Below are 11,121 nucleotides of genomic sequence, written 5' to 3'. Positions count from 1 at the left end.
CATACGGACGGGGTGGTCCTGTGAGCAGGTACGACAGATACGACCCCACCGACGAACAGTGGGAGGGTCTCGCCCAGGTCGTACCCCTGAGAGGCCGCAACGAATGGCCTTCGAGGGTCGACCACAGGTCGGTCCCGGAACAGCGGGGGGCGGCCGAGCAGCGGCGCCTGGTCGTCCTGCGGGTCCAGGTCTTCGCGGACGCGCGCGAGGTCGCCGAATACCTGGTGGCGCAGATCCCGGTCCTGCTGGACCTGACCGGCGCGGAGACAGATGTGGCCAAGCGGATCCTGGACTTCAGCAGCGGCGTCGTCTTCGGACTGGGCAGCGGGATGCACCGGGTGGACCGCAACGTCTTCCTGCTCGCGCCGGTGGGCATGGAGGTCGAGGGGGTCACCGCGGCGGGCGTACCTCAATCGTAGGAAGGTCGTGCGGGCGGAACGGTTCGCCGCCCACGGCCGTGCGTACGGTCCGCTCATGACTGTGATCTCCTCCGGGCCGGCGGCTCCGCCGCTGTCGGGCGCGGCCCGTCCCGCACGTCCCCTCGTCGGCGAACTCCGGCTCGACGCCTTCGCCTCGCACCGCCGCACCGTCATCCCGCTCGGGCCGCTCACGCTGCTCGCCGGTGGCAGCGGCACCGGGAAGTCGACCGCCCTGCGCGGATACGAGTCCCTCGCCCGGCTGGCCGCCGGCGATCCGCTGGAGGACGTCTTCCCCGATCCGGCGGCGTGGGTGCCGGAACGGGCGCAGGCAGACGCGCAGGGGCGGCGCGGATTCAGGCTCGGCTGCACGGTGGAGGGCCCGGCCGGCCCGGTGAGGCTCGACCTCGCCGTGCAGGCCGAGCCCGCGCTCCGCATCGTGGGCGAGCGGCTGACGGGCGGCGGGGAGACCCTGCTGACCACCGCGCTGAGGGACCCCCGCCGTTCCCACGTCCAGGCCGCCTGGCACACCGCGGGGGCGGTGCCCGTGACGCGGGCGCCCTTCCCCGACGACCGGCTCGGCACGGCGCTGCTCCCACTGCGTGTCGCGGGGACCACGGACGGGCAGCTCAGGGTGCTGGCCGCCGCCGAACAGGTGGTGGTCGCCCTGCGCTCCGCCTTCGTCTGCGACCCTCAGCCGCGGTGGATGCGTGCGCCGGTGCCGGTCGGGGAGGGGCGGCTCACCTCGAGCTGCGACAACCTCGCCGACGTCCTCCACCGCACCCGCGGCCAGTGCGCCCAGCGGCACGCCAGACTCGTCGCCGCGGCGGACACCGGGTGCGCGGAGCCGGTCACCGGACTGACCGTCGAACACCTCCGGGACGGGACCGTGCGCGCCCTGGCAGGCCGGGGCCCGGACCGCAGCACACCTATCGGCCGCCTGGGCGACGGCGAACTCCGTTGTCTCGCCCACGCCCTGGTGCTGCTGACCGGCCCGCACGTGCTGGTGGTGGACCCGGTGGCGGAGGTACCGGACGCCATGCAGGCGCTCACCGTCCTGGCCGACGGGCTCGACCGGGATCTGGACGTGCGGCAGACCCGGGCGCTGCTGGCACTCGCGGCGTCGGTCTGCGCGGACGGGCACATGCGCCTGCTGGGGACGGTCGGTGAGGCGGCCGCGGTGACGGCCCGGGGGACGGCCGGAGCGACGGTGGTAGACCTGGGACCGTGACGGATCTGGATATTGCGCAACTGCAGCGACGACTCGCCGACTTCGCGGCATCCCGGGCCTGGGAGCCCTACCACACCCCCAAGAACCTGTGCGCGGCGCTGAGCGTGGAGGCGTCCGAACTCCTGGAGATCTTCCAGTGGCTGACACCGGAGCAGTCGGCGAGGGTGATGGAGGACGAGGACACCGCCTTCCGTGTCACGGACGAGGTCGCGGACGTGCTGGCGTATCTGCTGCAGTTCTGCGAGGTGTTGGGCATCGACGCGCTGGCGGCACTCTCGGCGAAGATCGAGCGGAATGAGACGCGTTTCCCGGTGCCGGACAGCACCGAGCCGACAGGTCGTCACTCTTCGGAGTGATCGACTTATGCACAATCGACTTCCTGTCCACAGATTTCCGATTTCCTCTGGCGTTCGTGTGCCATGACCCTCACTGTGGGTAATGAAGAGGTGAGTGGGTTCTTGTACGGGTGGTCTCGGCGACGGGGGAATCGCATGGAAGCGGAGCGACTGATCGCGGCGGGCCGGAGCGCGCTGGCGGGGAGCCGGGGAGTGCCGGCCGTCATGGCGGAGGCCTGGCAGGCCCAGGCACTCGCCCGGGCGGTCGGCGGGCAGCTGGCACGGTACGGCCCGGCGGAGTTACGGACGGATGCGCGCGGGCTCAGCGAGACCTGCGCCCTGGGCAGTGCCGTGCTCGACCACCCGATGGTCCCGGCGGGAAGTGTGAGGGCGTCGCAGCTCACCGAGGTGGCACATGCGGCACGGTCCCTGGCCGCTCTCGCGCTGCTCCTCGGCGAGGCGGGTATCGCCCTCGTGGGCGTCGCCTGTGGGACGGAGGAGGAAGGGCTCTACTGGCAGTGCATCGAGGCGATAGACGCCGTCGACGAATCCGTTGACCGGGTGCAGAGCATGCTGAGACGGCTCGCCGAACAGGAACGGGAGCGTGACCGACCGCCCGAGCGTGAGCGGGACGGTCCGTTCGGAGTGGTCCACGGGCCGGCGGGTTTCGTCGCCGGCCAGCCGTGATCCGGCCGGCGGCCCGCCGGTGGTGAGGCGGCCGGCCGTGGCCGGGCCGGTCACGAGCCTCGCGAAAAGGGGCCGGCGGCGGCCCGTCACGGGCGGAGAGGGCAGGGGAGACGGGGCGCGGCGGCTTCGAAGGTGCAGGATGGAGACATGGATCTTCGAATCTTCACCGAGCCCCAGCAAGGGGCGAGCTACGACACCCTGCTGACCGTCGCCAAGGCCACCGAGGACCTCGGCTTCGACGCCTTCTACCGGTCGGACCACTATCTGCGCATGGGCTCCGGCGACGGCCTGCCCGGCCCGACCGACGCGTGGATCACCCTGGCCGGACTGGCCCGTGAGACCAAGCGGATCCGCCTCGGCACCCTGATGACGGCGGGCACCTTCCGGCTGCCGGGGGTGCTGGCCATCCAGGTCGCCCAGGTCGACCAGATGTCCGGCGGCCGGGTCGAGCTGGGCCTGGGTGCCGGCTGGTTCGAGGAGGAACACAAGGCGTACGGCATTCCCTTCCCGAAGGAGAAGTTCGGCCGGCTGGAGGAGCAGCTGGCGATCGTCACGGGCCTCTGGGAGACCGAGACCGGCAAGACGTTCAGCTACGACGGGACGTACTACCAGCTCACGGACTCGCCGGCCCTGCCGAAGCCCGCCCAGGCGAAGGTGCCGGTCCTGATCGGCGGACACGGCGCGGTCCGCACCCCGCGTCTCGCCGCTCGGTACGCGGACGAGTTCAACATCCCCTTCGCGTCGATCGAGGACAGCGAGAAGCAGTTCGGCCGGGTCAGGGACGCCGCCGTGGCGGTCGGGCGCGCGCCTGACGACCTGGTCTACTCCAACGCCCTGGTGGTGTGCGTCGGGAAGGACGACGCGGAAGTGGCCCGGCGTGCGTCCGCCATCGGACGGGACGTCGAGGAGATCAAGGCGAACGGGCTCGCGGGATCGCCCGACGAGGTGGTCGACAAGATCGGCCGCTACGCCGTCATCGGAGCCTCGCGGATCTACCTCCAGGTCCTGGACCTGGACGACCTGGACCATCTGGAACTGATCTCGTCGCGGGTCCAGTCACAGCTGGGTTGACGGGGGAGGCCCGTGTGATCCGGCGGCCGTGGGTACCGGCAGGATCAGCGGGCCGGTACCGGCAGGCAGCAGCAGGCAGGACGGGAGCGCGGGAATGCGGGACCGACTGCGATCAGCCGACAGCGAGGAGCAGTTGTGCACACCGCCCGGACACCGGAGGCCCGGACGGGCCGTACGCTCGGCCAGGCGCTCGCCGAGGAGACCGTCCTGCTGGACGGGGGCCTCTCCAACCAGTTGGAGGCCCAGGGATGCGATCTGTCCGACGCCCTGTGGTCGGCCAGGCTGCTGAGCGATGAGCCCCTGCAGATCGAGGCAGCCCACAGGGCGTACGCACAGGCGGGTGCGCAGGTGCTCATCACCGCCAGCTATCAGGCCACCTTCGAAGGGTTCGCGCGGCGCGGGATCGGGCGGGCCCGGGCCGCGGAGCTGATGGCCGGCAGCGTGGAGCTGGCGCGCCGGGCGGGGGCGGAAACGGGGCGGGAGCTCTGGGTCGCCGCCTCGGTCGGCCCGTACGGAGCGATGCTCGCGGACGGCAGCGAGTACCGCGGACGGTACGGGATGACCGTCCGGGAGCTGGTGCGCTTCCACCGGCCCCGAGTGGAGACACTGGCCGCGGCGGGGCCCGATGTACTTGCCCTGGAGACGGTTCCGGACACGGACGAGGCCGAGGCCCTGCTGCTGGCGGTCCAGGACCTGGACGTGCCGGTCTGGCTCTCGTACAGCGTGAAGGGGGACCGCACCAGGGCGGGGCAGCCCCTGGCGGAGGCGTTCGGGCTCGTCGCCGGTATCGACCAGGTGGTGGCCGTCGGGGTCAACTGCTGCGAACCGGTCGACGCGGACCGTGCCGTGGAGGTGGCGGCCGCGGCCACAGGCAAGCCGGTCGTCGTCTATCCGAACAGCGGTGAGGAGTGGGACGCCGACGGCCGGGGCTGGACCGGGAGAGGCGCGTTCGAACCCGGCAGGGTACGGGACTGGCAGCGGGCGGGCGCGCGGCTGGTAGGCGGATGCTGCCGGGTCGGACCGTCCGAGATTGCCGCACTGGCAGCCCGAACGGAGGCGTCGGGAACATGAAAATGCCTGGTCGGAGACAGATCGCCGGACCATACTCGGACACGTGTTCCTGACTATCAGCACGACCGGCACCCCTGAGCGTCCCGCCACCGATCTCGGCTTCCTGCTGCACAAGCATCCCGACAAGGCGCAGACGTTCTCCACCTCGCACGGCACCGCGCACGTCTTCTACCCCGAGGCGTCCGCCGAGCGCTGCACAGCCGCGCTGCTGCTGGAGGTGGATCCGGTGGCGCTGGTCAGGCGTGGCAAGGGAAAGGGCCGCGGCGGGGCACCCGACGCCGCGCTCGCGCAGTACGTCAACGACCGGCCGTACGCGGCGTCCTCGCTGCTCTCGGTCGCGATGACGACGGTGTTCAAATCCGCGCTGAACGGGGCCTGCCGGGCCATGCCCGAGCGGGCCGGGGAAGCGCTCCCGCTGCGGATCGAGGTGCCCGCGCTGCCCGCCCGAGGGGGCGCGGAACTCGTGCACAAGCTCTTCGCTCCGCTCGGCTGGACACACGTCGAGGCCGTGGCCGTACCCCTGGACGAGCACTTCCCGGAATGGGGCGACTCGCGCTACGTACGGCTGGTGCTGGAGGGCGAGCTGAGGCTCGCGGACGCGCTGCGCCAGCTGTACGTCCTGCTGCCCGTGCTCGACGACGCCAAGCACTACTGGGTCGCACCCGACGAGGTGGACAAGCTCCTGCGGGCCGGTGAGGGCTGGCTGGCACGGCACCCGGAACAGCGGCTGATCACCAGCCGTTACCTCTCCCGTCGCGGGGGGCTCACGCGGCAGGCGATGGAGCGGCTCGAACTGGTGCGGCTGGCGGAGTCGGACGACCTGGAGGTGGAGAGCGTCGACAACGCGGTGGACGAGACCACCGACACGGAGGAGAAGCCGGTGCCGCTCGCCGGGCAGCGCCGCGACGCGATCCTTCATGCGCTGCGCGCCGCCGGGGCGAGCCGGGTGCTCGATCTGGGCTGCGGCCAGGGCCAGTTGGTGCAGGCGCTGCTCAAGGACGTGCGCTTCACCGAGATCGTCGGGGTCGACGTGTCGATGCGGGCACTGACCGTCGCCGCCCGCCGGCTGAAGCTGGACCGGATGGGCGAGAGGCAGGCCTGCCGGATCACCCTCCGCCAGGGTGCGCTCACCTACACCGACAAGCAGCTGAAGGGGTATGACGCCGCCGTCCTGAGCGAGGTGATCGAGCACCTCGACCTGCCGCGGCTCCCCGCCCTGGAGTACGCGGTGTTCGGCTCCGCGCGGCCGCGCACCGTCCTGGTGACGACGCCCAACGTCGAGTACAACGTCCGCTGGGAGACGCTGCCCGCCGGGCACGTACGCCACGGGGACCACCGCTTCGAGTGGACCAGGCAGGAGTTCCGGGACTGGGCGGGGCAGGTGGCCGGACGCCACGGTTACGCGGTGGAGTTCGTACCCGTGGGGCCGGACGACCCCGAGGTGGGGCCGCCCACACAGATGGCCGTGTTCACCCTGACCACGGTCCACGGGACGACGAAGGAGGAGAAGGCCGCATGACCGGTACCTCTCGCACACTGCCCGTGACCGACCTGTCCCTCGTCGTCCTCGTCGGCGCCAGCGGTTCGGGCAAGTCCACGTTCGCACGGAAGCACTTCAGGCCGACCGAGGTCCTTTCCTCCGACTTCTGCCGGGGCCTGGTCGCCGACGACGAGAACGACCAGGGCGCCAGCCGTGACGCCTTCGACGTCCTGCACTACATCGCCGGCAAGCGGCTCGCCGCGGGCAGGCTCACCGTCGTCGACGCCACCAACGTGCAGCCGGAGAGCCGCAAGCAGCTCGTCCAGCTGGCCCGGCAGTACGACGTGCTGCCCATCGCGATCGTCCTCGACCTGCCGGAAGAGGTCTGCCAGGCGCGCAACGCCGGCCTGCCCGACCGTGCGGACATGCCCCGCCACGTCGTGCAGCGGCACCGCCGTGAGCTGCGCCGCTCGTTGCGCGGTCTGGAGCGCGAAGGCTTCCGCAAGGTCCACGTCCTGCGCACCGAGGAGGAGGCCGACACGGCCGAAGTCGTCCTGGAGCGCCGCTACAACGACCTGCGGCACCTCACCGGTCCCTTCGACATCATCGGCGACATCCACGGCTGCAGCTCGGAACTGGACACCCTGCTCGGCAAGCTGGGCTACGAGGACGGCTCCCACCCCGAGGGGCGTACCGCCGTGTTCGTCGGAGACCTCGTGGACCGCGGCCCCGACAGTCCCGGCGTGCTGCGCCGCGTGATGTCCATGGTGGCCTCGGGCGACGCGCTGTGCGTCCCCGGCAACCACGAGAACAAGCTCGGCCGTTACCTCAAGGGGCGCAAGGTCCAGCACAGTCACGGACTCGCCGAGACCGTGGAGCAGCTGGAGCGCGAGGACGCCGAGCACCCCGAGTTCCGCGAGCAGGTGGCGGAGTTCATCGACGGACTGGTCAGCCACTACGTCCTGGACGGCGGCAAGCTGGTCGTCTGCCACGCGGGGCTGCCCGAGAAGTACCACGGGCGCACGTCGGGGCGGGTCCGTTCGCACGCGCTGTACGGGGACACGACGGGGGAGACCGACGAGTTCGGCCTGCCCGTGCGCTACCCGTGGGCCGAGGAGTACCGGGGCGCGGCGGCGGTGGTCTACGGCCACACGCCGGTGCCCACCGCCTCCTGGGTGAACAACACCCTCTGCCTGGACACCGGGGCCGTCTTCGGAGGGAAGATGACCGCGCTGCGCTGGCCGGAGCGCGAGATCGTCGACGTCCCGGCCGAGCGCGTCTGGTACGAGCCGGTGAAGCCGCTGACCACCGAGGCCCCCGGGGGCAGGGAGGGCCTGCCGCTCGACCTCGCGGATGTGCAGGGCCGCCGCATCGTGGAGACCCGGCACATGGGCCGGGTCGCGGTGCGCGAGGAGAACGCGGCGGCGGCACTCGAGGTCATGAGCCGCTTCGCCGTCGACCCCCGGCTGCTGGCCTACCTCCCGCCGACCATGGCTCCGACCGCGACCTCCCGGGAGGAGGGGTTCCTGGAGCACCCGGCCGAGGCATTCGCGCAGTACCGGGCGGACGGCGTGACCGAGGTCGTCTGCGAGGAGAAGCACATGGGCTCGCGTGCCGTGGCGCTGGTCTGCCGCGACGCGGACGCCGCCCGTGAGCGCTTCGGGGTGGACGGCCCCACCGGCGCCCTGCACACCCGCACCGGGCGGCCGTTCCTGGACGACACCGCGCTCACGGAGGTCGTCCTCGGCAGGCTGCGCGCGGCCGTCACCGCGGCCGGGCTCTGGGAGGAGTGGGACACCGACTGGGTGGTGCTCGACGCCGAGCTGATGCCCTGGTCCCTCAAGGCCGCCGGGCTGCTGCGCTCGCAGTACGCGGCCGTGGGCGCGGCCGCCGGTGCCGTCCTGCCCGTCGCGGACAAGGCGCTGACCGCGGCAGCCGCCCGCGGGGTCGACGTCGGCGCCCTGGCCGGCCGACAGCGGGAGCGCGCCGAGGACGCGGCCGCCTTCACGGAGGCCTACCGCCGATACTGCTGGAGCACCGAGGGCCTCGACGGCGTACGCCTCGCACCGTTCCAGATCCTCGCGGTGCAGGGCCGCTCGCTCGCCTCCGTGCCGCACGACGAGCAGCTGGCGTGGCTGGACCGTCTGGTCGAGCACGACCCGACCGGACTGCTCCAGGTCACCCGGCGTCTCGTCGTCCACACGGGGGACGAGGCCTCCGTGCGCTCGGGCATCGACTGGTGGCTGGAGATGACCGGCCGCGGGGGAGAAGGCATGGTCGTCAAACCGCTGGGCGCCCTTGTCCGCGACGAGAAGGACCGTCTCGTCCAGCCGGGCATCAAGGTGCGCGGCCGGGAGTACCTGCGGATCATCTACGGGCCCGAGTACACACGGCCGGAGAATCTGGAGCGGCTGCGTTCCCGGTTCCTCGGACACAAGCGGTCGCTGGCCCTGAGGGAGTACGCCCTCGGCCTGGAGGCGCTGGACCGGCTGGCCGACGGGGAGCCGCTCTGGCGGATCCACGAGGCGGTCTTCGCGGTGCTGGCGCTGGAGTCGGAGCCGGTGGACCCCCGGCTGTAGAAGGGGCACGCCCCGGACGCAGCGGGACGGTGCCCCGGACGAGCGGTCAGCCCGTCCGGGGCCCGGTCATGTCGCGGTCAGGCCGTGATGCGCATCAGGCCGATGAGTCCTTCCCGCACGGTGAACGTGAAGTGCGAGGGCCCGTTGAAGCCGTCGCCGCCGACCTGCGCCAGGACGGTGACGTCCTCGTCCCCGGGCCCCGTCGACACCTCGGTGACGTCGAGGGTGACGCGCGCGCCGATGAACTCCGCGTCGCTCCAGCCGCGCACCGCCTCGTACCCGGTGAACACGCGTCCCCAGTCGTCCACGGCGCCGTCCGGTGCGAAGGTCCGGAGCCAGGCGGCCGTGTCACGGGCGTTCGCGGCGTCCAGGAACGCACTGACCACCGGGGGCAGGGGCGATTCGGCTGACATGGAGGAGGGCTCCTTCGGTGGTGGGGGGAGCGTGGACGTCCGGCGGCCGGCAGCGAGAGGCAGGGCGCGTCGGGGACGCCGGACGGCGCGGGCGGGGTGACCGGTCCCAGTCTCGCTGGCAGGACCGCCGGCCGGCCCGGTCGGCACGCCGGTGCGGGGGGACGAGAGCGCACCGTCGCCTGTGGGAGCGGTCGCAGAACTGGCGCGGCGAGCCGAGGGAGCAGGGCGTCTGCGGTCCGACTTCGTCCTGGACGACCTGATCCTCGTACTCATGGCCGACAAGGGGATCCACGCCACTTCGGCCGCCGCCCAGGTCAAGGCCTCGCGGCGCTTCGCAGGGCTGGTGATCCAGGCATTCGAAGCCTGTCCTCGGCACGCACCACTGCCGCCGGCGGCACGACTGGCGTCCGCGGGAGAGCAACAGGCGCCCGCCGGCGCCCGGTCCCGGCCCGTTCCGGATCGGGATGGCGGTTCGCAGGGTGAACGGTGCCCCGCGCGGTGAGGATGAGGACATGGGATTCCATGTCGATTCCGAGGCCGGGCGGCTGCGCCGCGTCATCCTGCACCGCCCCGATCTGGAGCTGAAGCGGCTCACACCCAGCAACAAGGACGCGCTGCTGTTCGACGACGTGCTGTGGGTGCGGCGCGCCAGGGAGGAACACGACGGCTTCGCCGATGTGCTGCGCGACCGAGGTGTGGAGGTGCACCTCTTCGGCGAGTTGCTCCGGGAGTCCCTCGACATCCCGGTGGCGAGGCGCCTCGTCCTCGACCGGGTATTCGCGGAGAAGGAGTACGGCCCGCTCGCCACCGAGCATCTGCGCGCCGCCTTCGAGGAGCTGTCCGCCGCGGACCTGACCGAGGCCCTGGTGGGCGGGATGACGAAGCGGGAGTTCCTGGAACGGCACGCGGAACCGACCTCCGTCCGCTTCCACGTCATGGATCTGGACGACTTCCTGCTCAGCCCCCTGCCCAACCACCTCTTCACCCGTGACACCTCCGCCTGGATCTACGACGGTGTGTCCATCAACGCGATGCGCTGGCCGGCCAGGCAGCGCGAGACCGTCCACTTCGAGGCGATCTACCGGCACCACCCGCTCTTCACCGGCCCCGAGGCGGGGGTCTTCCACCACTGGTCGGAGGGCCAGGACGACTACCCGTCCACGATCGAGGGCGGCGACGTCCTCGTCATCGGCCGGGGCGCCGTCCTGATCGGGATGAGTGAACGCACGACGCCGCAGGCCGTGGAGATGCTGGCCAGAGGTCTCTTCGACGCCGGGTCGGCCCGGACGATCGTGGCGCTCGACATGCCCAAGCGCCGGGCGTTCATGCACCTGGACACGGTGATGACGATGATCGACGGCGACACGTTCACCCAGTACGCCGGACTCGGCATGCTCCGCTCCTACACGATCGAGCCCGGCTCCGGCCCCCGCGAGCTGAAGGTGACCGATCACCCGCCCGAGCACATGCACCGGGCCATCGCCGCGGCTCTCGGCCTGGACAGGATCAGGGTGCTCACCGCCACCCAGGACGTGCACGCCGCCGAGCGGGAGCAGTGGGACGACGGGTGCAACGTGCTGGCGGTGGAGCCCGGTGTCGTCGTCGCCTACGAGCGCAACGCCACCACCAACACCTATCTGCGCAGGGAAGGCATCGAGGTCATCGAGATCCGGGGCAGCGAGCTGGGCCGTGGCCGGGGCGGCCCACGCTGCATGAGCTGCCCCGTGGTGCGCGACGCGGTGTGAGGCGGGGCGGGCGGCTGCCGGGATGCGGAGCGCCCGGAGGCGCGGCTCACGGACGGAGCTCCCTCCGCGCACAGCCATGGACACCTCTGTATA

Annotated in this window: 10 protein-coding genes; 9 read left to right on the top strand and 1 reads right to left on the bottom strand. The window is 71.8% G+C overall.

Features of this window, described 5'->3' with window-relative positions; genetic code table 11:
* Nucleotides 1-20: 20 nt before the first annotated feature.
* The 8 genes from P8A20_RS08100 (at nt 21) to P8A20_RS08065 (ending at nt 8,870) form a co-directional block, all read left to right on the top strand.
* The gene (locus tag P8A20_RS08100) at nt 21-419 is read left to right on the top strand and encodes a cell division protein SepF (protein ID WP_147959896.1); all 399 of its coding nucleotides are present in this window, start codon (nt 21-23) and stop codon (nt 417-419) included.
* Nucleotides 420-426: 7 nt separating this feature from the next.
* A complete protein-coding gene (locus tag P8A20_RS08095; protein ID WP_147959897.1) occupies nt 427-1,647 on the top strand; it encodes an AAA family ATPase in 1,221 nt (406 codons plus the stop codon).
* Nucleotides 1,644-2,003 carry a nucleotide pyrophosphohydrolase gene (locus P8A20_RS08090; RefSeq protein ID WP_306103225.1) on the top strand — a complete coding sequence of 120 codons (360 nt, stop codon included), beginning with the start codon at nt 1,644-1,646 and terminating at the stop codon, nt 2,001-2,003. Before P8A20_RS08095 ends, P8A20_RS08090 begins: the two co-directional genes overlap by 4 nt.
* 135 nt (nt 2,004-2,138) lie before the next feature.
* Nucleotides 2,139-2,669, top strand: coding sequence for a DUF6099 family protein (locus tag P8A20_RS08085; RefSeq protein WP_147959899.1), 531 nt, complete (start codon nt 2,139-2,141; stop codon nt 2,667-2,669).
* A gap of 147 nt (nt 2,670-2,816) precedes the next feature.
* Entirely contained in the window at nt 2,817-3,740 is a 924-nt protein-coding gene (locus tag P8A20_RS08080) for an LLM class F420-dependent oxidoreductase (protein ID WP_147959900.1), read from the top strand.
* A 135-nt stretch (nt 3,741-3,875) separates the two neighbouring features.
* The gene (gene mmuM / locus P8A20_RS08075) at nt 3,876-4,811 is read left to right on the top strand and encodes a homocysteine S-methyltransferase (RefSeq protein WP_306103224.1); all 936 of its coding nucleotides are present in this window, start codon (nt 3,876-3,878) and stop codon (nt 4,809-4,811) included.
* A gap of 43 nt (nt 4,812-4,854) precedes the next feature.
* Nucleotides 4,855-6,330, top strand: a complete 1,476-nt coding sequence (locus P8A20_RS08070) for a 3' terminal RNA ribose 2'-O-methyltransferase Hen1 (RefSeq protein ID WP_306103223.1) — start codon at nt 4,855-4,857, stop codon at nt 6,328-6,330.
* On the top strand, nt 6,327-8,870 hold the full coding sequence (locus P8A20_RS08065) for a polynucleotide kinase-phosphatase (protein ID WP_306103222.1): 2,544 nt from the start codon (nt 6,327-6,329) through the stop codon (nt 8,868-8,870). The genes P8A20_RS08070 and P8A20_RS08065 overlap by 4 nt, the downstream gene beginning before the upstream one ends.
* Nucleotides 8,871-8,947: 77 nt before the next feature.
* On the opposite strand, the gene P8A20_RS08060 is transcribed toward P8A20_RS08065, so the two are convergent.
* Nucleotides 8,948-9,283 carry a nuclear transport factor 2 family protein gene (locus P8A20_RS08060; protein ID WP_306103221.1) on the bottom strand — a complete coding sequence of 112 codons (336 nt, stop codon included), beginning with the start codon at nt 9,281-9,283 and terminating at the stop codon, nt 8,948-8,950.
* A gap of 512 nt (nt 9,284-9,795) precedes the next feature.
* Here P8A20_RS08060 and P8A20_RS08050 point away from each other — a divergent pair.
* On the top strand, nt 9,796-11,028 hold the full coding sequence (locus P8A20_RS08050) for an arginine deiminase (RefSeq protein WP_147959905.1): 1,233 nt from the start codon (nt 9,796-9,798) through the stop codon (nt 11,026-11,028).
* The last annotated feature ends 93 nt before the right edge of the window (nt 11,029-11,121 follow it).

The sequence above is a fragment of the Streptomyces sp. Alt3 genome (assembly GCF_030719215.1).
Taxonomy (GTDB): Bacteria; Actinomycetota; Actinomycetes; order Streptomycetales; family Streptomycetaceae; genus Streptomyces; species Streptomyces glycanivorans.
The sequence above is the reverse complement of the archived record's forward strand: the minus strand, read 5'-3'. Positions and strand labels throughout refer to the sequence as shown.

Coding starts and splice junctions, on each gene's coding strand:
- P8A20_RS08060 (WP_306103221.1), bottom strand. CDS start 9,283: ATGTCAGCCGAATCGCCCCTGCCCCCGGTGGTCAGTGCGTTCCTGGAC.
- P8A20_RS08085 (WP_147959899.1), top strand. CDS start 2,139: ATGGAAGCGGAGCGACTGATCGCGGCGGGCCGGAGCGCGCTGGCGGGG.
- P8A20_RS08050 (WP_147959905.1), top strand. CDS start 9,796: ATGGGATTCCATGTCGATTCCGAGGCCGGGCGGCTGCGCCGCGTCATC.
- P8A20_RS08080 (WP_147959900.1), top strand. CDS start 2,817: ATGGATCTTCGAATCTTCACCGAGCCCCAGCAAGGGGCGAGCTACGAC.
- P8A20_RS08065 (WP_306103222.1), top strand. CDS start 6,327: ATGACCGGTACCTCTCGCACACTGCCCGTGACCGACCTGTCCCTCGTC.